We start from the raw sequence: 21,877 nt of genomic DNA, 5'->3' as shown, positions 1-21,877 counted from the left end.
CCATGGCCACCCGCAGGTTCTGGCCCGGGCGCCGCAGCGAGACCGCCCGTCCCCCGACACCGACGCCGCCGTCGGGACCCCAGCAGGGATCCTCGGGCGCGCCGCTCTCGCACCTGCCCGGGGTGAGCTTCGCGTCGGCGTCCCCGGAGGAGCGCCGCTTCGCCCAGGTCTACGCGGCCGACCGCGTCGGGCCCATGCCGTACCCGAACCAGGCGACCCCCGACATCGGGGCGGCCCGCGGTCGCGTGCGCACGCTCGTCGCCGAGCTGCTCGAGGGCGTCGACGAGGGCACCGGCAGCGCGCTCGACCCGCTGATCGCGTCCTGGGCCTCGGGCTGGCTCTCGCGCATCGACTCCCAGCACGCCGACCACCAGGCCGTCATCGACCGCCTCGTCGGCGGGGCGCGCCAGCAGCTGGCCGACGCCGAGGCCGCGCACGAGCGCGACCGCCGCGCGCTCGCGATCGCCCGGCGCGACTACGACGACGCCCGCGAGCGGCTCACCGAGCCGGTCGGCGGTGAGGACGACCGGCAGCCCGTCCGCCGTGACGCGGGGCGACACGCGGATCGCACCGGGGACCGCACCGGGGCCCGCGGGGGTGACCGCACGGAGGACTTCTACGTGCCCCCGGCCGATCCGCCGACCGGGCCCCTCCCGCGCCCGCCGTCCGGGCGCGGGCCGGCCGGCCCGTCGACCTACACTGCGCCGTCCTCCCCCGACCGTGGAGACCCGATGACCGACGACCGTGCCGACAGGGCCGACAGGTCGGGCCGATGAGCGCCGACGGCGGTCTTCGCGCGCGCTTCGGCCGCTCCCGCAGGGACCGTGACGGGGAGCGCAGCGGCGACCGGGACGGAGTCCGCCCGCGCTCCTACCGCGACGCCACACTGATGATCAACCGCTCGCGCGAGGACTACCTCTCGCTGACGATCATCCTGCTCGCGATCGGCGGCGACATCGCGGCGTTCTACGTCGTGCTCGCCCGCGTGTTCCGGGGCTCGCCGCTGCTCATCGTGCTCGGCACGGTCGGGTTCGCGGCCGCGGCGGTGGGGCTCGCGCACCTCGTCGGCCAGGGCCTGGCGCGGCGACGGTGCGGCGACCCGCGCGCGTCGGTCACCCTCACCGTCCTGGCGGCGCTGACGTGGCTCGTGCTGGGCGTCAGTGCGTTCTACACGCGGCTCATGACCCCGAGCAGCTCCTCGTCCGGCGGCTTCGGGTCCGGGTCCGGTGGTGGCTTCGGGTCGGGTGGCTCGGGTGGAGGGGGGTTCGGCTCGGGCGGGTCCGGCGGCGGCTTCGGCGGCTCCTCGTCGGGCATCGAGCTGACGGCCCTGCTGCCCGCGATGCTCTTCGGCGCCCTGTTCCTGGCCAGCGGGATCGCCGCGATGGTGGCGACGTTCCTGTCGTTCAACCCGGTGGCGGGCGCGCTGCGCCGCGCCGAGCGCCGCATGCACGACGCCACCGAGAAGGAGCGCGCGAGTCGCGCCGAGCTGGAGCGGGCCCGCGAGGCGCTGCGCCAGCAGGAGAACGAGCGCGATCGCGAGGACCAGCGCTGGCGCGCGGCCCGCCAGCAGGTGGTCGCCGAGATGCTCGAGCTGCAGAACTACGCCCGCACCCTCATGGCCTCGAAGAAGGGCAACCCGTCGGTCACCGACGGGCTCACCGGCTCGGCGTTCTACCCGCTGTTCACGCCGGCCAACGAGGTCGTGCCCGGCGAGGAGGCGCCGCCGGAGATGCGCCCGTTCACCCCGACCGTCCCCGAGCCCAGCCCGAACGGAGACCATCGTTGACGAGCCGCACTGCCGGCCTGCTGTCCGTTCTGCTGGCCGCGGCGCTGGCCGCCGGCTGCTCGAGCGGTGAGGACGCCGCCGGCGGCGGGTTCTCCGGCGGCGGCGGGGGCGCGCTGTCCTGCCCGGTACCGGTGGGCCCCCTGGCGTTCGCGGTCTCCGGCCGCTCGAACAGCCCGGAGCCGGGCCTGCCGCAGGCCGTCCAGGACGCCACCGTCTCGGTGCTCACCCGCGCCGTCGACGAGGGCTACGAGCCCCGCGTCACGCTGGTGAACGTCGACGGCCGGCCCGTGTCCGCGGGCAGCGAGACGTTCTCCAGCGACGCCGGCAACGGCATCGCCGCCGAGGACGACCGCAACCAGTTCCTCAACGGGTTCGGCGAGGCGGTCACGGGCCTGCGCGCGCAGACACCCGAGGTCGACGTGCTCACCGCCCTCGACCTCGCGGGGCGGTCCGCCGGCGGCAACCGGCCCGGCACCGTCGTGCTCGTCGACTCCGGGCTCTCCACGGTCGCCCCGCTCGACTTCCGCCAGCGCGGGCTGCTCGACGCACCGCCCGCCGAGACCGTCGAGGCCCTGCGCGCGAACAACGCGCTGCCGGGGCTGCAGGGCGAGACGGTCGTCCTCGCGGGCCTCGGCGACGTCGCCGAGCCCCAACCGGCGCTCAGCCCCGCCCAGCGCTCCTCACTGGTCGCGCTGTGGACGGCGATCGCCACCGCGGGCGGTGCCTCGTGCGTCGCGGTGGTCGACGAGCCCCGTGGTGGGGACGCCCCGAGCGACGCGCCGGCGGTGAGCATCGTGGACGTCCCGCCGCCGCCGACGATCACGCCGGGGCAGACCACCGCGCTCCCGGACGACAATTCCGTCGGTTTCCAGCCCGACACCGCCGAGTTCCGCGACCGGAATGCCGCGCGCGCCGTCCTCACGCCGTTCGCGCAGTTCCTGACGGAATCGCCGTCGCGACGGATCGCGCTCACCGGCACCAGTGCGCGTGCGGGAACCGAGGCCGGCCAGGTCGACCTGTCGACCCGGCGCGCGGAGGCGGTGAAGGCCCTGCTCGTCGAGCTCGGAGCGCCGGCGGACCGCATCTCCACGCGGGGGGTGGGCAGCCGCTTCCCCGGCTACGTCAACGACGTGGGCTCCGGCGGCCGTCAGCTGCCCGGCCCCGCCAGCGCCAACCGCACGGTGATCGTCGAGCCCACCGGGTAACCGTCCGGTGACACGCGGTCGACACCCCGGCGCGCGCGCATTCCCGGGAAAACGTGGCTGCCGTCACAGTACGATGTGGTCACGGAGATCCCCCGCCGCGCGCACCCGGTCGGAGCAGCGTCGATGGCGCCTTTCGCCCCAGAGTGTGACGTCGCGCTGAATCGATTCTGTCGACCGTACGGACTTAGCGGTGCTTCCGACTCGGCGCCTGGCTGCCTAGCGTCGTCTCCCCGGAAGCGTCACCGACGTCCGGAGGACACATGACCACAGCCGCAGACCGGAGCCCCGACACCGCGGCTGGCCTCGAGGAGACCTACACCGAGGCCGATGTTCATCAGGAGTTCGGGGAGAACCCGAACGAGGTCCGAGACACGAACCACTACCAAGAGGAATACGTCAAGGGGTTCGTGGACAAGTGGGACGACTACATCGGCTGGGAGGGTCGCGCCGCCAGCGAGGGGTCGTTCTTCATCGACCAGCTCAGTGCCCGTGGGGTCGAGAAGGTCCTCGACGTCGCGACGGGCACCGGGTTCAACTCGGTCCAGCTCCTGAAGGCCGGTTTCGAGACGGTCTCCGCCGACGGCAGTGCGGAGATGCTCGCGAAGGCCTTCCAGAACGGTCGCCAGCACGGGCACGTCCTGCGCGTCGTCCAGGCCGACTGGCGCTGGCTCAACCGCGACGTGCACGGTGAGTACGACGCGATCATCTGCCTGGGGAACTCGTTCACCCACCTGTTCAACGAACGGGACCGCCGCAAGGCGCTGGCCGAGTTCTACGCGATGCTCAAGCACGACGGCGTCCTGATCCTCGATCAGCGCAACTACGACGAGATCCTCGACAACGGATTCTCGTCGAAGCACAAGTTCTTCTACTGCGGCGACACCGTGACCGCGGAGCCCGAGTACATCGACGACGGGCTCGCCCGTTTCCGGTACACGTTCCACGACGACGGTTCCGTGTACCACCTCAACATGTTCCCGCTGCGCAAGGACTACGTGCGCCGGCTCATGCGTGAGGTCGGGTTCCAGAAGATCGATTCGTACGGCGACTTCCAGGAGACCTACGGGACCGAGAGCCCCGACTTCTGGATCCATGTCGCGGAGAAGACCTACCGACCGGACGATGAATTGACGGAGAACTACTCGACGGCGGTCCACACCGCGCGCGACTACTACAACTCGACCGACGCCGACACCTTCTACCACGAGGTGTGGGGCGGCGAGGACATCCACGTCGGGCTCTACAACAGCCCCGACGAGCCCATCGCCCCCGCCTCGCAGCGGACGGTGGAGCGGATGGCCGAGGGCATGAACATCACCGCGGAGACCCGCATCCTCGACATGGGCGCGGGCTACGGCGGATCGGCGCGCTGGCTGGCCAGGACCTACGGCTGCCACGTGACCTGCCTGAACCTCTCCGAGGTCGAGAACGACCGGAACCGCGAGAAGAACCGCGCGCAGGGTCTCGACCACCTCGTCGACGTCGTCGACGGGTCGTTCGAGAGCATGCCGGTGCAGGACAACTACTACGACCTCGTCTGGTCGCAGGACGCCTTCCTGCACTCCGGCGAGCGCCGTGAGGTCGTCGCCGAGATCAACCGCGTGCTCGTGCCGGGCGGTCAGGTCGTGTTCACCGACCCGATGGCCGACGACGACGCGGACACCTCGGCGCTCGCGCCGATCCTCGCGCGCCTGCACCTCGACAGCCTCGGGGCGCCGGGCTTCTACCGCGAGGAGTTCGCGAAGCACGGCTTCAACGACTTCACCTTCGAGGACCACACGGACCAGCTCACGACCCACTACGGGCGCGTGCTCTCCGAGCTCGAGGCGGCGGAGCCGAAGTTCGAGGGCGCCATCTCCGACGAGTACATCTCGAACATGAAGACGGGCCTGAAGAACTGGGTGAACGGCGGCAGGAGCGGCCAGCTCAGCTGGGGCATCTTCCGCATCCGTCGCTGACGGACGCGCTGCACGAACGCCATGACGCACGGGGCCGGCCGGGCCTTCCCGGCCGGCCCCGTGCCGCGTTCCGGGGGCGTCCGGGGTGGCGTGGCACGCCTCCGGCATGCCAGCCCTGCGTCCACGCTGGCACTCAACGCCAGGATCGCCCCAGGCTCACGTCGGCGACACGCCGAGGACGTCGTCCAGCGCGCCGGCGAGCGCCGCGGCCGCGGCCTCGCGACGACCTGGGTCGCGGCGCAGCGACCGGGACAGCTCCAGGTGCACGAACGCCGTGCCGCACGCCGCCGCGTCGAGGCCCTGCACGTTGCGGCGCCCCAGGAGATCCGCCCAGCGCGGATCCTCCCCCGTTCCCACGCGCTCCCCCGCCGCCCGCAGCCGCGCCTCCACGGCGTCGAGCAGCGGCCCGCGCCCCGCAGCGCCCGAGGAGAGCACGGCGTCGACGCCGTCGCGGTCCGCGAACCCGTGCAGCTGGATCTGCGGCAGCCCGCGCGCGGTGAGCACCGACGCCACCCGGGAGAAGGGGGCGTCGGCCCGGGACGAGACGTCGGCCGGGCAGTCGACGCGGTCGATCGCCTCCGGCGGCGCACCCGCGATGCGGTGTGCCCCCGCCTGCAGCAGGAGGGCGCCGGCACGGCGGTCGCGCAGGGCGAGCCCGACGAGCTCGGTGTCGAGGTCGGCGTTCGGGTGCGGCACCTCCACGACGACGTCCGGCACCACCCCGGGCCGCAGGACGACGACGAGCCACGCGCGCTCGCTCGTCGGGTCGGAGGCGAGCACGAGCGTGTCCCCGGAGGCCGTGGCCTCGAGGCCCAGGGACCCGACGCCCGCCGTCTCGCCCCGTCCGAGCGCGGCGGCCAGCGCCTCGAGCGCCGCGGCCTCGTCGTCGTCGGGCGGGCGGTAGGGCACGCGGCGCGTCATGGCGGGGACGAGATCGGCGACGAGCGCCGTCACGTCGATCTCGCCCACCGGCACGACTCTGCCAGTCGCGGTACCCCGCCGACGGGGCACGTCCGACCTGCGCGGCGTGCCCCTCGCCCGCCGCGCAGGTCAGCGCGCGGGCTGCGGCGGGCCCCAGACGGGACCGGAGGCGACGACGGGCGTGCCCGGCGCGCGGCCGCGACGGATCGGCGCACGACGCGGGGGCCGCGGGCCGCGCGCGCCGGGTGCGGGCGGCGGGTCGGGCGGCCCGCCGACGGGGACGAGCGCACGCGGCGCGGCAGCAGACGCCGGGGTGACCGACGTCGGGGTGACCGACGTCGGCGCGTCCGGCGGCGGCACGGTCGGCGGTGCCGCGAGCCCCCGCGGTGCGATCGGTGCGACCGGGGCGACCGGCGCGAGCCCCGGGACGCCGGTGTGCGCGGTGGCCGCGGCGGGCGAGCCGGGCAGGACCGTCGTGGTGGCCGGCGGCGCCGGAGCCAGGGTGATCAACGGGGACTTCCGGCGCCTAGAAGCTGCGAGATACCCGTTCGCTGCGTCAGGGGCCGGCGCATCGGCCGTCGCGACGTAGGGCCACGGGCCCCGGCGGACGGGGGCGGTCGCGAGGCGACGGCGGGAGCGCCCGGGCGGCCCCGCGGGCCCGTCCTCGAGCCGCGCGTGGCGCCCCTTCGGCCCGGATGATGTTGCTCCGGGAGGTGCGGCCGGTGCTGCCATGCGGACCAGTGTGGAGGTCCCCGAACGCCCGTCCTGCCCGGGGGACGGGGGTTGGGCCGATCCAGTGGCGGCCCCGCGGACGGTCGTGACGGGGCGAAGCGCAGGATGGGAGGACGGCCCGTCCGTGGACGTCGTTCCTCCTGCCGGAGCAACGCCTGCGTGACGTCGGACGTCCGTGCACCGGGGCCCCCGCCGACGACGCCGCGCGACCCCCCGTCGATCGCCCACTCGCCGCACCAGGGAAGCTGAGGCCCATGACGTCCGTGTCGTCGTCACCGACCGATCCCGGGGCCGTCGACGGTCCGCAGCCCGTGTTCACCGAGTCGTCCCGCCTCCAGACGCGACTGCACGACCTCGTCCCGGGCGGGGCCCACACCTACGCCCGCGGGTCCGACCAGTACCCCGAGCACATGACGCCGATCATCGAGCGCGGCCGGGGCGCGCGGGTCTGGGACGTCGACGGCAACGCGTACGTCGAGTACGGCATGGGCCTGCGGTCGGTGACGCTCGGGCACGCCTACGAGCCCGTGAACGTGGCGGTGCGCGAGGTGCTCGACCGGGGGATGTCCTTCTCGCGCCCCAGCCGGCTCGAGGTGGACGCCGCCGAGGACTTCCTGGGCCTCGTGTCGGGCGCGGACATGGTGAAGTTCGCCAAGAACGGCTCCGACGCCACGACCGCGGCCCTGAAGCTCGCCCGCGCCGCCACCGGGCGCGAGACGGTGGCCGTCGCCGACCAGCCGTTCTTCTCCACGGACGACTGGTTCATCGGCAACACCCCGATGAACGCCGGCATCCCGGACGTGGTTCGCGCGGGCACCGTGGGCTTCACCTACAACGACCTCGGCTCGCTGCGCGCGCTCTTCGACGCCCATCCCGGCGGCATCGCCGCGGTGTTCATGGAGGCCGCGACCGCGCTGCACGAGCCCGCGCCCGGCTTCCTCGAGGGCGTGCTCGAGATGTGCACGGCCGAGGGCACGGTGCTCGTCTTCGACGAGATGATCACCGGGTTCCGCTGGTCGGCGAGCGGCGCGCAGGCCGTCTACGGCGTCACGCCCGACCTGTCGACGTGGGGCAAGGCGATGGGCAACGGCTTCCCGGTCTCGGCGCTGGCCGGGCGCCGGGAGCTCATGGAGCTCGGCGGGCTGCGCACCGACGCCGACCGCGTCTTCCTGCTCTCCACCACCCACGGCCCCGAGACGGCCGGGCTCTCCGCGTTCCGCGCCGTCGTCGAGGCCTACCGCCGCGAGGACCCGGTGGCCACGATGCGCCGCCAGGGCACGACGCTCGCCGAGGCGTGCAACGAGGTCGTCGCCGCGGCCGGGCTCGGCGAGTTCGTCGACGTCGTCGGGCACCCCGCCTGCCTCGTCTTCCGCACCCGCGACGCCTCGGGCCGGCCGTCGCAGGAGATGCGCACGGTGTTCCTTGCCGAGCTGCTGCGTCGCGGCGTCCTCGGGCAGTCGTTCGTCATCTCGGCGGCGCACACCGACGCCGACGTCGAGCAGACCGTCAACGCAGTCGCCGGGGCGCTGCCCGCCTACGAGCGCGCGCTCGAGCTCGGCGCGGACGCGGTGCTCGACGGCCGTCCCGTCGCGCCGGCGCTGCGCTCCACCGCCGCGCCCCGCCGGATCCGATGACGCCGGATCCGATGAGGCCGGATCCGATGACGCCGGATCCGATGACGGCGGATCCGATGACGGCGGTGACGGGGACGGGCCGCTGGCTCGTCACCGGCGGCGCGGGCTACATCGGCGCGCACACCGTGCGGGCGCTGCGGGCACGGGGCGACGCGGTGGTGGTGCTCGACGACCTCTCCACCGGGCTCACCGCACGCGTCGACGACGACGTCACCCTCGTGCAGGCGAGCGTGCTCGACGAGGACACGGTCGCCGCGACGCTCGCCGAGCACCGCCTCGACGGTGTCCTGCACTTCGCGGCACGCAAGAGCGTGCCCGAGTCGGTGGCGCACCCGCTGTACTACTGGCGCGAGAACGTCGAGGGCCTGCGCAGCGTCCTCGCGGCCTGCGGACGCGCCGGCGTGGAGCGTTTCGTGTACTCGTCGAGCGCCGCGGTCTACGGCGCGACGACGGGCGCCGCGGTGGCCGAGGACGACCCCTGCGAGCCGGTGAACCCGTACGGCACCACCAAGCTCGCCGGGGAGTGGCTGCTCGCCGACGTGCACCGCGCCACCGGGCTGCGCTACGTCGCGCTGCGCTACTTCAACGTCGCCGGCGCCCGCGACGCACGCCTCGCCGACCGGGGGCAGGCGAATCTCGTGCCGATCGCGCTCGACGCCGTCGCCCGCGGCCGGGCGCCGACCGTCTTCGGCACCGACTACGACACCCCCGACGGCAGCTGCGTGCGCGACTTCGTGCACGTCGACGACCTCGCCGACGCCCACGTCGCCGCCACCGCCCTGCTCGACGAGCCCTGCGCCGAGACCCTCAACGTCGGCGTCGGCCGGGGCTTCTCCGTGCTCGAGGTGATGGCCACGGTGGGCCGCGTCGCCGGCCGCCCCGTCGACCCGGTGATCGCGCCGCGACGCCCGGGCGACCCGGCGGCGGTGGTCGCCGACGTCTCGCGCATCGACGAGCGCCTCGGGTGGCGCGCCCGTCACGACCTCGACGACATCGTCACCTCGGCCTGGGAGGCGCGCCTCAGCTCGTCGGCGTCAGGCTCCTGACCGCGCCGGCGCCCCGCCGGGCGACCTTGCGCGCGAGCCCCGTGCCCTTGCGGGCGACCTTGCCGAACAGCTCGCCGACGTCGGTGAGCGGCGTGAGCACGATCCGGTGCATCGCGAACGGCGGCTCGTTCGGACCGACGAGACCCGGACGGGTGGTGATGGCCGCGCGGTAGCCCGCGCCGCGCGCCACGGACATCGTCCGCTCGTCGTAGTCGCCGGCGTTGCCGTTGGGGTAGGCGAGCAGGTCGACGGTCTGCCCCAGGCCCTCCTCGAGCGCGCGGCGCGACGCGGTGAGCTCGTGGCGCTGGGTGCCCTCGTCCTCGCGGGAAAGGATCGGGTGGGTGACGGTGTGCGACCCGATCCCGTGCCCGGTGGCCGCGAGCGCCCGCGCGCCGTCCCAGTCGAGGAACATCGGCGGGCGCGGCGCCTGAGAGGACAGCGGCGGGGCGATGCGCTCGGCGATGCGGGCGACGGCCTCGACACGCGTGGCGCGGTCGACGAGCTTGAGCTCGTCCTTCAGGGCGTCCTGCGCGGCGCGGCGGGCCGCCGGCGTCGACAGGTCGTGGGTGCGGCCGGCCCACTCCAGGCTCGGCGCGGTGACGCGGTCGAACGCGTCCGCGAGCTCCTCCCACCAGGCACCGATGCGCCCGGAGAGGATGTCGGAGACGAGGAAGAAGGTGCCGTGCATGCCGCGGCGATCGAGCGCGGGCACGGCGGCGTCGAGCCAGTCGGCGTAGCCGTCGTCGAACGTCAGCGCCACGGCCCGCGGGGGCAGCTCGCCGCCCGCGGCCAGGGTGTCCACGGCCTCCGAGAGCGGGACGACGGTGCCCAGCCGGTCGACGGCGGCGAGCTGGCGCTCGAAACCGCGGCGCCCGGCACCCGGGTCGGCGGGGTAGAAGGGCGTCGGGTCGATGTTGTGCCAGCCCAGCACGAGCAGCCGTCGACTCATGGCGAGCGAGCGTATCGGCACCCCGGACCCCGCCGACGAAGCGGCTTTTCTCGCACCCAGTGCCAGCGTGGACGCAGGGCTTGCACCCGGAGGGTGCTCAGCGCGAGCGCGTTCCCGGCATGCGGGCGAGGACGGGCTTGGCGAGGTCGCGCAGGCGCGCGCGGAGCTCCGGGGACAGGCCGTCGGTGGCGCGGCGCACGCCGGCGTCGACCTGGGCCAGCAGGCGCGTCGGGTCCAGCGCGCCCGCGACGACGAGGGTCTCGACCGCGCGCTCGTCGGTGGCGAAGCGGGCCTTGTAGGTCTCGTCGCCGAGCAGCAGGTCGTACTCGTCGGCGCCCTCCTCGATGGCCTCGCGGACCGTGTGCGCCATGAGCACCAGGCCGACGCTCTTGTCCGCCCACGCGGTGTCGAAGCCGGCCTGGAAGTAGGCGTAGCGCCCGCCGATGCGCCAGGCGTAGAGCGCCGCGACCGCCGTGCCCTCCACCTCGAGGAACGACATCCGCAGCCACCGCCGCTCCAGCGCGGCCGCGGCGAAGTCCTCGTGGAAGGCGTGCACGGTGGGGCTCGTGATCGTCGAGCCGCCCTCGCGCTCGTCCCAGCGCGAGTTGTGCAGCCGGAAGAACTCGGCGACGTCGGCGCGGACCTCGCCCGGGACGGCCGTCGCACGGAACTTCGCGCCCTCGCCGTCGACGAGCGCCCGCTCCTTGCGGCGCACCTGGCTGCGGAAGTTGCGGCTGCGCGCGCCGAGGAACGTGTCCCACGTGTGGCCGGTCAGCGGGACGAAGGGCATGACGCTGCCCCGCAGCCGCGTGGCCGCGACCCGCCCGCGCAGGCCGTCGCCCAACGCGCCGATCCACGGGGCCCCGGCGTCGACGTTGTGCAGCACGACGGCCTCGCGCCCCAGCGCGCCCGCCGCGGCGCGGGCGACCTCGGCCTCGCGCCCGGCGACCGCCACGGGAGCGAAGCGGTCGCCCACGTTGGCGCCCGCGAAGCGCACGGTGCGCCCCGAACGGCACAGGGGCAGCAGACCCGCCAGCGAGCCGTCCGCGTCGCGCACCCGCACCACGAACGGCGGGGCGTCGGCGCCGTAGTGGCGGGCGTAGGCGCCGAACCACTCGGGCGTCGTGAACGCGTTCCCCGCGGCCTCGGCCAGGGCGCGCCACTCGTCGACCAGACCCGGCTCATCGGCGGGGTCGGCGAGGATCTCGACGTCACGGCTCACGATCCCGAGGCTAACGGGCGCTGCGGATCCCCCATCGGGGCCGACCCGCGACTCAACCTCCGGCCCTCCCGGACGTCTTCAGGAACGGTGAGCGGAGATTCGGCAACGGAACCGGGTCCACTGCCCGACGGCGGTGGCCCGGAAACGCCTCGGTACCGTGGAACGGCCCCGGCGCGCGGATCCGCTCCCCAACGGCCCGCCGCGACCCCGACCCTTCTGCGAGGACCCCCTGCGATGAAGGTCAGTGTCTTCGGTCTCGGTTACGTGGGCACGGTGAGCGCCGCCTGCCTCGCCACGGAAGGCCACGACGTCGTCGGTGTCGACGTCAACCCGGCCAAGCTCGCGATGATCGGCGAGGGTCGCACCCCGGTGGTCGAGGAGCGCATCGGCGAGATCATCGCCGAGGTCGTCGCCTCCGGACGGCTGACGGTCACCGACGACGTTGCCGCCGCCATCCACGGCACCGACCTCTCGCTCGTGTGCGTCGGCACGCCCTCGGCGTCCAACGGCAGCCTCGACACCACCTACCTGCAGCGCGCCGCGCAGGAGATCGGCGGCGCGCTCGCGACCCGCGACGACAGCGCGGGCCGCCACACCGTGGTCTTCCGCTCGACGATGCTGCCCGGCACGTGCCTGGGCGTCCTCGTGCCGCTGCTCGAGGAGGCCTCCGGCCTCATCGCCGGCCAGGACTTCGGCGTCGCGGTGAACCCCGAGTTCCTGCGCGAGGGCTCGAGCGTCAAGGACTTCTACGACCCGCCCAAGACCGTGGTCGGCGAGCTCGACCCGGCCAGCGGCGACGCCGTCCTCTCCCTCTACGCCGGCCTCGGGGCCCCGGAGTTCCGGGTGGAACCGCCGGTGGCCGAGATGACGAAGTACGTCGACAACACGTTCCACGGGCTCAAGATCGGGTTCGCGAACGAGATCGGCGCCCTGGCCCGCGAGCTCGGCGTCGACTCCCACGACGTCATGGAAATCTTCCTGTCGGACACGAAGCTGAACATCAGCCCGGCGTACCTGCGCCCGGGCTTCGCGTTCGGCGGCTCGTGCCTGCCCAAGGACCTGCGCGGGCTGGTGCACGCCGCGCGCCGCCACGACGTCCGGGTGCCGATCCTCGAGAACGTGCTGCCGTCCAACGACGAGCACATCCAGCGCGCGTTCGAGCACGTCGCGGCCACCGGCAAGCGGCGGGTCGGCGTGTTCGGCCTCGCGTTCAAGGGCGGCACGGACGACCTGCGCGAGAGCCCGCTGGTCGAGCTCTGCGAGCGGATGCTCGGCAAGGGCTACGACCTGCGCATCTACGACCCCGCCGTCGTCGAGTCGGCGCTGCTCGGGGCCAACCGCGCGTTCATCGAGGCCCACCTCCCACACCTGCGCGACCTCCTCGTCGACACCGTCGCCGAGGTCGTCGACCACGCGGAGGTGCTCGTCGTCGGGAAGGCGGACGACGACGTCCGCACCGCGCTCGGCCACGGCACCCCCGTGCCCGTGATCGACCTCGTCCGGCTCCCGGACGCGGCGGCGCGTCGCCAACAGGAAGGATATGTCGGCCTTGCCTGGTAGAGCCCTGATCGTCGTCGAGAACCTCTCGGTCCCGTTCGACCGGCGGGTCTGGCAGGAGTGCCAGACCCTCACCGGCCACGGCTGGGAGGTCGAGGTGATCTGCCCGCTCGGGACGAAGCGGGACACCGAGACCGAGGTCGTCATCGACGGCGTCCGGATCCACCGCTACCCCCTCGTGGCCGCCACCGGGGGGCCGCAGGGCTACCTCAAGGAGTACGGCACCGCCCTCTGGCACACGAACCGGCTGATCAAGCGCATCCAGAAGCGCGCGCCGGTCGACGTGGTCCACCTGTGCAACCCGCCGGACCTGCTGTTCCTCCCCGCGCTGCGCGCGAAGGCCCGCGGCGCCCGCATCATCTTCGACCAGCACGACCTCGTGCCGGAGCTCTACCTCTCGCGCTTCCGCGAGAAGCGCGACTCGATGTACTGGGCGATGCGCCTGCTGGAGTGGGGCACCTACCGCACCGCGGACACCGTGATCGCCACGAACGAGAGCTACCGCGCCGTGGCCACCGGCCGCGGGCGGGTGCCGGTCGAGGACACGTTCGTCGTCCGCAGCGCCCCGGCCGTCGAACGGTTCCGGCTGCGCGACGCCGAGCCGGCGCTGGCCCGGGGCAAGGAGCACCTGCTCTGCTACCTCGGCGTCATGGGCCCGCAGGACGGCGTCGACTACGCGATCCGCGCGCTGGCCGACCTCGCCGAGCGCCGCGACGACTGGCACGCGGTCTTCATGGGCACCGGGGACGCCTTCGACGACGTCGTCGCCCTGTCCCACGCGTACGGGCTCGACGACCGCGTGACGTTCACCGGGCGCATCTCCGACGAGGACGTGCTGCGGCACCTGTCCACCGCGTCGGTGTGCCTGGCCCCGGACCCGCGCAATCCCCTCAACGACGTGTCCACCATGAACAAGATCATGGAGTACATGGCGATGGGGCGGCCCGTGGTGTCGTTCGACCTGGTCGAGGCGCGGGTCTCGGCGGGCGAGGCGGCGGTCTACGCCCGCCCCAACGACGTCGGCGAGTTCGCGGGCCTGGTGTCCGAGCTGCTCGACGACCCCCGTCGCCGCGCGGCGATGGGCGAGATCGGCGTGGAACGGGTTTCCGGGCCGCTCTCGTGGACGAACTCCGAGAAGGAACTGCTGGCCGCGTACGAATCGGCCACGCGAGGTCGCTGAGCATGAACCACGCCGCCGACCCCGCGCGAAGGCGCTCCGACGGGCGAAGCACGTCTGAGACTCCGACGCTCGACATTAGGATGCCGGCAGGTAGCCGCTCCGAGCGACACGCCGAGGACCCGAGGAAAGGCACGTCATGAGCCCGCTCCAGATCCAGTGGGATCGCATCCGCCGCCGGTGGGCGCTGATCCTGGTCATCGGCATCGTGGCAGCGGCCGGTTCGCTGGGGGCCTCGCTCCTGCAGGGATCGACCTACACCGGCCGGTCCGCGCTGACGATCGTCTCGCAGGACCGCGCGCCCGAGCAGGACACCGTCCTCGCCCAGGGCTATGCCGACTACTTCAACCAGGCGTCGTCGCAGCAGCAGCTGCGCCAGACCGCCGGTGTCGACTCCTCGGTGGGCCTCAACGCCCGCATCGCCGCCGCCAGCCCGATCGTCTACATCGAGGCCGTCGCGGACAGCCCCGAGGTCGCCTCGGACGCCGCGACGAAGATGGCCGTCGCCCTGCGCGACGACGTCAACTCCAGCCTCGGCGGTGACTCGCAGGCCCGGCAGCTCGCCGACCTCAACCAGCAGCTCGCCACCGCCCAGCGGACCGGCGACCAGGCCCAGGTGAGCACGCTCCAGCGCCAGATCAGCGACCTCCAGGGCCAGAGCACCAACCAGCTGCAGGACCTGCAGCTCAACGCCGGTGTCGTCGCCAACCCCACGAACGCGGGCCGCAACGCCGCCGCCGCGCTGGTCGGCGGTCTGCTCCTCGGCGCCCTGCTGGCCATGGCCCTCGGCCGCTTCGAGAACCGCATCGTGACCCCGAACGAGGTCCGCGACCGCCTCGGCCTCCAGGTCCTCGCGGCCGTCGGCGGCAAGCGCAAGTCCGGTGAGAACGCCCGCAACGAGATGCTCCGCGCGCTGATGGGCCTCACCAACGCGCACGGCATGCCCGTGCCGGGCTCGCTCGCGATCACCGGCCCCACCACCACGCGCGCCTCGAAGACCCGGGTCGCCGTCGCGCTCGCCGGCCTGCGCGCGCTGCAGGGCCAGACGACGCTGCTGGTCCAGGCCGACTTCGAGAGCGACGCCGGCGGCTCGTCGGAGCTCGCCTCGATGTCCGGTGTGGCCGACTTCCTCGCCGAGCGCGGCGACAGCCGTCTCGACGGCAAGGTGTTCTCCAACGGCCGCGCGCTGCTGGTGTCCCCCCGGGGCAGCAAGCGCGACGACCTGTTCGCGCTGTTCTCCCGCTCGCACGTCTCGCGCCTGCTCCAGCAGGGCTCGATGCTCGCCGACCTGGTGATCATCGACGCCCCGCCGGTCCAGTCCGTCGAGGGCCAGGTCGTCTGCTCCGCCGCCGACCGCTCGCTGCTGGTGGTGGAGGAGGGCGAGACCCGCTCCCGCGACGCCTCCGCGGCGCTCGAGGCGCTGGCCCAGGCCGGCGGCACCGCCCTCGGCGTCGTGCTCGTCCGCAACCCGAGCCAGCTCGTCGACCCCGGCTTCCTCGCCGAGCGCTCCTGGTCGCCGGTGCGCCTGCCCGCCGGGCCGTCCGTGCCGCAGGCCCGCCCGGTGCCCGCCGGTGGCCCCGGCGGACCGGGTGTGCCCGCCGGCCAGCCCGGTCCCGGGCGCCCGGCCCAGGTCCCGCCGGCCGACCGCACGGCCCCCATCTCCCGCGAGAAGCTCGAGGAGGCCCGCGCCGCGATGGGCGCCGGCGCCGCCGGAGCAGCGGCGGGTGCCGCGGCCGGCTCGGCCTCGGGTGGTCCGGAGGGCGCCAACGGCGCCCCCGTGAACGGTGCCGCGAAGCCCACCAACGGCACCGCGGTGCGCAGCGGGGCCGGCGGCTCCGGTGGCCCCGGGGGCGCCGGGAACTCCGCCCCGAAGGGCACGAACGGCGCGCCCGTCGACCGTCCCGCGCCGCGACGCGAGGAGCGCCGGGACGACAAGCCCGCGGGTGGCACGTCCGCCTCCGGTGCGAAGCCGTCCCCGGGCGCGAAGCCCTCCCCCGGCGGCCAGGCGGGTGCCCCGTCGGCCGGCCAGCCCGGCGACCGCTCCGGCGGCCCCCAGGGCGGCACGGGCCCCTCGGCCGGTGGCGCCTCCGGCGCGTCGTCCCCGTCGGCGTCGGCCGCACCCGCGAAGCCCGGTGGCGCTCCCGGCCAGCCCGCGCCGTCGGGCCCCGAGGGCGCGCCCGGCGTCAGCGTGCACACCCGCCGCGGCTCGGGCGTCAAGCCCTCGCCGAGCCCGAAGCCTGGCGTCGGCGCCGGCCCGCAGCCGAAGGGCCCCCAGCCCACCGGCGGCCAGCAGGGCGCCCCGCAGAACGGGCAGCCCTCCGCGTCCGCGCGGCCGGCCACCTCGGCGCCGAAGCCGGCCACCTCGTCCGGCGCGAAGGCCGGGAGCGCGTCGGCGTCGCCGAGCTCGCCCCCCGGCGCGAAGCGCGTCGGCACGGCGCGATTCTCCTCCAGCGCCTCCGGCTCGGCCCCGAACGGCAACAGCGGCTCGCCGTCGTCGAAGGACACCGGCCCCGCCAAGAGCACGGACAGCGCGGCCCCGAGCGCGCAGCAGGCCGGCGGGCTCTCCGCCCCCACGGTCACGCTGCGCACGGAGAAGTGAGCCTGCTCCCGGGGCGCTTCCGCGCCTCGTCCCGCCGTGACCTGGTCATCGGCGCCATCACGGTCGTCGGCGTCCTCGGGCTCGCGTTCGCGGCGCCCGACGACGTCGGCATCCTGCTGGCGGCGCTGGCCGTCGGGGCCGGGGTGGGCCTGCTGGCCCTGAGCAACCCGCTGCTGGCGCTGCTGCTGGTGTTCGTCTCGAGCTTCCTGCGCACCGCGCAGAAGGAGTTCGTCTCGATGGAGGCCCTGACCCCGGCGTTCTACGCGATGGTGCTGGCCCTCGCACTCGCCGTGGCCCAGCGCTCCAAGCAGATGCCCCGGCTCGGGGTCATCGAGTGGCTGATGACGGTCTACGTCGTCTGGAACGTCCTCTCGATGTGGCTGCCGCACGAGTACGAGGCGATCGACCCGGTCACCGGCGCGTCCGTGGACGTCTGGCGCTGGATCTTCAGCGGCGTCCTGCTGCCGATCGTGGTGTACGTCGTCGCCAAGAGCGTCCTCGACGACGAGCGCTCCGTGCGCTACCTGCTGTGGACCACGGTCGCGATGGGCGCCTACTCGGCGTGGGTCAGCATCCTGCAGTTCCACGGGCCGAAGTCCCTGGTCTGGCCGTCGTACATCGTGGACTCACCGAACTGGAAGGGCCGCGCGAACGGGGTGTTCAACCAGCCCGTCGTCAACGGGATGATCCTGGTCATCGCGTTCGTGGTCTGCCTGTTCCTGGCGTCGCGCCCGGACACCAAGAAGTGGATGCGCTGGGGCCTGTGGGCCCTCGCCGGGCTCCTCGCCTACTCGGTCTACCTCACCCACACCCGCGCCGCGCTGCTCGCGCTGGTCGTCGTGGTCGGGCTCGGCATCGTCTTCGCCGCCGGGTGGCGCCGCGCCTTCGTCGTCTCGGGCCTGCTCGGGCTCGCGGCCGTCGGGGCCAACGCGTCGACGTTCTTCTCGAGCGACCGGTCGGCCGGCGGTGTCGGGTCGTCCAACGAGGTCTACGACCGGCTCAACATCATGGCCACGTCGCTGCGCGCGATGGGCGAGCACCCGTTCGTCGGCATCGGCATCGGCCGCTTCCAGGTCTACAACACCTACGAGCACGTCACGTGGTCGCAGGAGATCGACTGGAACCGCGGGCTCGGCATCATCTCGCACGAGAACGAGCTGGGGATCGGCGCCGAGCTCGGGATCCCGGGCCTGCTCATGTGGCTCGCGATCCTCGTGACGGTGTTCTGGGCGCTGTGGCGGGCGATGCACGACCTGCCACGCGACACGTTCCTCGGCGCCCCGCTGGCCCTGGTCGGCGGGATGGCGATGGCGGTCCTCGTGGTCAACGGCATCACCGTCGACCTGCGCGTCCTCGACTTCGCCAGCATGATCCCGTTCCTCTACGCCGGGATGGTCGTGGGCCAGCTCGACCGCCTCAACGCCGACCGGTTCACCGTTCGCCCGGGCGCGGCCGGGGGCGGACTGCCCGGCGGGATGACCCCCGACGAGGTCTCGGCCTGGTACGACGCGCACCCGCGGGACGAGGCCGGCAAACCCGGCGACACCCGGGGGCGCGGTGGCCTCGTGGGGGCCCCGTGACGCGTCCTCCCCGCACCCTGTGGGTCTCCACCAGCACGACCACCCAGGGCGGCATCGCCACCTGCGTGCGGACGCTGTCGGCCACGGGGCTCTGGGAGCGGTGGGGCGTGCGGCACGTCGCCACCCACCGCGACGGCTCGTCGGGGACCAAGGCGCTGACCTTCGCCCGCGGCCTCGGGCGCTACTCGGCCGAGATGGTGCTGCGCCGGCCCGACCTGGTGCACATCCACATGTCGTCCGCCGGCAGCTTCGTGCGCAAGGCCGCGCTGGCCTGGCTCGCGTACCTGCTGCGGGTGCCGGTGGTGCTGCACGTGCACTCGGGGCGCTTCCACCTCTTCCACGACCGCGCGCCGGCGCCGCTGCGCCGGGTGATCGCCGCGACGCTGACGCGTGCCGACGTGGTGATCGCGCTCGGCGAGCTGATGCGCAGCAGGCTCGCCGCGATCGCCCCGGACGCCCGCCTCACCTCGCTGCCCAACCCCGTCCCGATCTCCCCGGTCACCCGGCGGCCCGCGGGTGCGGCGCCGCACGTGGTGTTCCTCGGGCGCATCTGGGACAAGAAGGGCGCGTTCGCGCTGCTCGAGGCCTGGGCCAAGGTCGGCGCCGGCAGCGGGCACCTCACGATGGCCGGCGACGGCGAGCACGACCGCGCGCGCACGACGGCCCGCGAGCTGGGCGTGGCCGACTCGGTGTCCGTGCACGACTGGCTCTCGACCGCCCAGGTGGACGAGCTGCTCGCCGACGCCGACGTCCTCGCGCTGCCCTCGGAGAACGAGGGCCAGCCGATGGTCGTGCTCGAGGCCATGTCGCGCGGGCTCGCCGTGCTCGCGACGCGGGTCGGCGGGATCCCCGAGATCGTCGCCGACGGCGTCGAAGGGCTGCTCGTGCCGTCGCACGACGCGGGGGCGCTGGCCGACGCGCTCGGCGACCTGCTCGCCGACGAGGGCCGCCGGCGGGCGCTGGGCGAGGCCGGTGCGGCCCGGGCCCGCGCCGAGTTCGCCGCCGACGCCGTGGCGGCGCGCATCGAGGGCATCTATCACGAGGTCCTGTCCGGGCGCGGACAGAGGGCTCGGGGGCCCGTGTCGTCCCCCTCGCTACGCTCAGGTACATGATCGACGGAACGGTCACGCAGTGAGACGGCCGCGACGTCCGGTGCAGACCGACGGCCCGCTCCGGGTCCTGTTCGTCGTCCCGCACATGGCCGTCGGCGGGGCCGAGCGCCACGTCGCCACGCTGCTCACGGGGTTCGACCCCGAGCGCTTCGCCGGCTCGCTGCTGTGTCTCCAGCAGCAGGGCGGCCCGGGTACCGACCTGGCCACCGTCCGGGACGCCGGCCTGCCCACCGTCGAGCTGCACCGCGGCAAGCGCAACGTCCCCGGCCTGCTCGTCGACCTCGTGCGCCACCTGCGCCGCGAGCGTCCCGACGTCGTGATCCTGCGCGGCTTCAACGCCGAGACCCTCGGTCGCATCGCCGGCGTGCTGGCCGGGGTGCCGCGGCTCGCGGTGTGGGTGCACAACTGCGGCGACGTCGTCCCGCACAGCCGCCTGCGCCGCACCGTCGACGGGGTGCTGGCCAAGGTCACCGACGCCGTCTACGGCGTCGCCCACGCCCAGACGCCCTACATCACCGGCGAGCTCGGCCACGACGCCGACAAGGTCCGCATCGTGCACAACGGCACCCAGCTCGGGTTCACGACGCCGGAGGCCTCGGGGCGCGACACCGCGCTCGCGCACGAGCTGGGCATCGCCGACGACGAGCTGGTGATCGGCACCGCGGCGGTCATGCGCCCGGAGAAGGACCAGGCCACGCTGCTGCGGGCCTTCCGCCGGGTGGCCGACGCGCGTGCCGACGTGAAGCTCCTGCTCGCCGGGGACGGTCGCGAGCGCCCGCGCCTCGAGGCCCTGGTCGACGAGCTCGGCCTCCGCGAGCGGGTGCTGTTCCTGGGCCACCGCGACGACGTGCCGCGCCTGCTGCGGGTGTTCGACGTCTTCACGCTCAGCAGCAAGACCGTCGAGTGCTTCCCCATGTCGGTGCTCGAGGCGATGAGCGCCTCGCTGCCGGCGGTGTGCACAGCAGTCGGCGGGGTGCCCGAGATGATCGAGGACGGCGTCACCGGCCGCGTCGTGCCCCGCGAGGACCCCGAGGCGCTGGCCGCCGCGTTCCTCGACGTGCTGGGCGACCCGGCACGCGCCCGGGCCATGGGGCTCGCGGGCCGCCGCCGGGTGCGCGAGGAGTTCACCCTGCGGCGCTCGATCGACCGGGCGCAGGCCGTCATCGAGGAGACCGCCGGGCGATCCGTGCGGGAGACCGATGCCCTCGCGACCGGGCGCTGAGACCGGCCCGCACGGGCCGGTGCGGGTCACCCTCGTCCTCGACGTCGCCGCGGTCGGCGGCGCCGAGACCGTCCTGCGCAACACGTTCGGCCACCTCGACCCGCACCGGGTCGTCACCGACGTCGTCTGCCTGCGCGAGGCCGGCCCGCTGGCCGACGACTTCCGCGCGGTGACCGACGGGGTGACGACGCTGCCCCGCGGCGGCCGCTTCGATCGTGCCGGGCTGGGCCGCATCCCGCGGCTCGCCGCCCACTTCCGGCGGCGCCGCACCGACGTCGTCGTCGTCTCGCACCACCACCGCGCGGCACTGACGCTCGCGCGGATCGCGGCGGTCCTGGCGGGGGCCCGCTCGGTCGTCGCCGCCCACGACATGGACCTCACCCGCGTCGGCTCTCGCGTCCTGCCGCGGTACGTCGTCGAGACGCTGTTCCTGAGCTCGGGGCTGGCACTGCTCGCCCCCAGCCAGGGCCGCTACCTGCATGACGAGGAGGGCGTCGGCGCCTCCTGGCGCAGCCGGGCGCGCGAGTACGTCGTCCCCAACGGGATCCCGGCGCCCGAGCCCGTGCCGCCGGGGCGCCGCGCCGAGGTGCGTGCCGAGCTGGGCGTCGCCGACGACGACGTCGTGGTGCTCATGGTGGCGCGCCTGAGCCGCCAGAAGGCGCACGACGTCATGTTCGACGCGATCGCCTGGGCGGACCGCCCGAACCTCCGGCTGGTCGTCGTCGGCGACGGCAAGCGACGCGAGGAGCTCGAGGCGCTCGTCGCGGAGCGGGGCCTGGAGAAGGCGGTGACGTTCCTCGGGCTGCGCCGCGACGTCCCGCGGCTGCTCGCGGGCGGCGACGTGTTCGCGCTCTCCTCGGTGCACGAGGGCGTCCCGATCTCGGTGATCGAGGCGATGACCGCGGGGCTGCCGGTGGTGGCCACCGACGTCGGCGCGTTGCGCGACCAGGTCACCGAGGGCGTCGACGGCTTCCTCGTCCCCTCCGGCGACGCCGAGGGGCTCGCGGAGCGCCTCGCGCGGCTCGCCGACGACCCCGCACTGCGCGCCGAGCTCGGGCGTCGCGCGCAGGAGCGTGCCCGCGCCGAGTTCACCGTCGAGAACACCGCCGCGGCGTTCACCGAGATGGTCGAGTCGGTGGCCCGGCGCTAGCGGGGTTTGGAGCGAACGGGCGGTTCG

The 21,877-nt window shown here is 74.2% G+C and carries 17 protein-coding genes; 13 read left to right on the top strand and 4 right to left on the bottom strand.

All coding sequences use genetic code 11. The features are described 5' to 3' along the window. Positions 1 to 2 precede the first annotated feature (2 nt). The 4 genes from OG774_RS25565 (at position 3) to OG774_RS25550 (ending at position 4,949) form a co-directional block, all read left to right on the top strand. Positions 3 to 776, top strand: coding sequence for a hypothetical protein (locus OG774_RS25565; protein ID WP_328305134.1), 774 nt, complete (start codon positions 3 to 5; stop codon positions 774 to 776). Next, positions 773 to 1,786, top strand: a complete 1,014-nt coding sequence (locus tag OG774_RS25560) for a hypothetical protein (protein WP_328305133.1) — start codon at positions 773 to 775, stop codon at positions 1,784 to 1,786. Before OG774_RS25565 ends, OG774_RS25560 begins: the two co-directional genes overlap by 4 nt. Next, the gene (locus OG774_RS25555) at positions 1,783 to 2,991 is read left to right on the top strand and encodes an OmpA family protein (RefSeq protein WP_328305131.1); all 1,209 of its coding nucleotides are present in this window, start codon (positions 1,783 to 1,785) and stop codon (positions 2,989 to 2,991) included. Before OG774_RS25560 ends, OG774_RS25555 begins: the two co-directional genes overlap by 4 nt. Before the next feature lie 260 nt (positions 2,992 to 3,251). Beyond that, positions 3,252 to 4,949, top strand: a complete 1,698-nt coding sequence (locus OG774_RS25550; protein WP_328305130.1) for a glycine/sarcosine N-methyltransferase — start codon at positions 3,252 to 3,254, stop codon at positions 4,947 to 4,949. Positions 4,950 to 5,105: 156 nt separating this feature from the next. Here the strand turns inward: OG774_RS25550 and OG774_RS25545 are convergent, their stop codons facing one another. After that, on the bottom strand, positions 5,106 to 5,918 hold the full coding sequence (locus OG774_RS25545) for a hypothetical protein (RefSeq protein WP_328305129.1): 813 nt from the start codon (positions 5,916 to 5,918) through the stop codon (positions 5,106 to 5,108). Between the two features lie 81 nt (positions 5,919 to 5,999). Beyond that, positions 6,000 to 6,380: a hypothetical protein gene (locus OG774_RS25540; protein ID WP_328305127.1), complete on the bottom strand. Its 381-nt coding sequence runs from the start codon at positions 6,378 to 6,380 to the stop codon at positions 6,000 to 6,002. 476 nt (positions 6,381 to 6,856) lie between these two features. Here OG774_RS25540 and OG774_RS25535 point away from each other — a divergent pair, with 476 nt between their 5' ends. After that, positions 6,857 to 8,236 carry a glutamate-1-semialdehyde 2,1-aminomutase gene (locus OG774_RS25535; protein WP_328305126.1) on the top strand — a complete coding sequence of 460 codons (1,380 nt, stop codon included), beginning with the start codon at positions 6,857 to 6,859 and terminating at the stop codon, positions 8,234 to 8,236. A 65-nt stretch (positions 8,237 to 8,301) separates the two neighbouring features. After that, positions 8,302 to 9,282 carry a UDP-glucose 4-epimerase GalE gene (galE, locus tag OG774_RS25530; protein ID WP_328305125.1) on the top strand — a complete coding sequence of 327 codons (981 nt, stop codon included), beginning with the start codon at positions 8,302 to 8,304 and terminating at the stop codon, positions 9,280 to 9,282. Here the strand turns inward: galE and OG774_RS25525 are convergent. Further along, entirely contained in the window at positions 9,257 to 10,231 is a 975-nt protein-coding gene (locus OG774_RS25525) for a polysaccharide deacetylase family protein (protein WP_328305124.1), read from the bottom strand. The genes galE and OG774_RS25525 overlap by 26 nt on opposite strands. Before the next feature lie 97 nt (positions 10,232 to 10,328). Beyond that, positions 10,329 to 11,453: a GNAT family N-acetyltransferase gene (locus OG774_RS25520; RefSeq protein ID WP_328305123.1), complete on the bottom strand. Its 1,125-nt coding sequence runs from the start codon at positions 11,451 to 11,453 to the stop codon at positions 10,329 to 10,331. A 234-nt stretch (positions 11,454 to 11,687) separates the two neighbouring features. Between OG774_RS25520 and OG774_RS25515 the strand changes: the two genes are divergently transcribed. The 7 genes from OG774_RS25515 (at position 11,688) to OG774_RS25485 (ending at position 21,850) form a co-directional block, all read left to right on the top strand. Continuing rightward, entirely contained in the window at positions 11,688 to 13,013 is a 1,326-nt protein-coding gene (locus OG774_RS25515) for a nucleotide sugar dehydrogenase (protein WP_328305122.1), read from the top strand. Next, positions 12,994 to 14,190: a glycosyltransferase family 4 protein gene (locus OG774_RS25510; protein WP_328305121.1), complete on the top strand. Its 1,197-nt coding sequence runs from the start codon at positions 12,994 to 12,996 to the stop codon at positions 14,188 to 14,190. The genes OG774_RS25515 and OG774_RS25510 overlap by 20 nt, the downstream gene beginning before the upstream one ends. 136 nt (positions 14,191 to 14,326) lie before the next feature. Further along, the gene (locus tag OG774_RS25505; protein WP_328305120.1) at positions 14,327 to 16,786 is read left to right on the top strand and encodes a hypothetical protein; all 2,460 of its coding nucleotides are present in this window, start codon (positions 14,327 to 14,329) and stop codon (positions 16,784 to 16,786) included. After that, positions 16,783 to 18,366 (top strand): O-antigen ligase family protein, encoded by a 1,584-nt coding sequence (locus OG774_RS25500; RefSeq protein WP_328305119.1) that lies wholly within the window; start codon positions 16,783 to 16,785, stop codon positions 18,364 to 18,366. Before OG774_RS25505 ends, OG774_RS25500 begins: the two co-directional genes overlap by 4 nt. Then, entirely contained in the window at positions 18,363 to 19,478 is a 1,116-nt protein-coding gene (locus OG774_RS25495) for a glycosyltransferase family 4 protein (RefSeq protein ID WP_328305118.1), read from the top strand. Before OG774_RS25500 ends, OG774_RS25495 begins: the two co-directional genes overlap by 4 nt. Before the next feature lie 40 nt (positions 19,479 to 19,518). Next, complete coding sequence (locus OG774_RS25490) at positions 19,519 to 20,700, top strand: glycosyltransferase (protein ID WP_328305117.1); 1,182 nt, start codon at positions 19,519 to 19,521, stop codon at positions 20,698 to 20,700. Continuing rightward, complete coding sequence (locus OG774_RS25485; protein ID WP_328305116.1) at positions 20,678 to 21,850, top strand: glycosyltransferase; 1,173 nt, start codon at positions 20,678 to 20,680, stop codon at positions 21,848 to 21,850. The genes OG774_RS25490 and OG774_RS25485 overlap by 23 nt, the downstream gene beginning before the upstream one ends. The last annotated feature ends 27 nt before the right edge of the window (positions 21,851 to 21,877 follow it).

This window comes from Actinomycetospora sp. NBC_00405 (assembly GCF_036044095.1).
In the GTDB taxonomy this organism is placed as follows: domain Bacteria; phylum Actinomycetota; class Actinomycetes; order Mycobacteriales; family Pseudonocardiaceae; genus Actinomycetospora; species Actinomycetospora callitridis.
This window is presented reverse-complemented; position numbering and strand designations above follow the sequence as displayed.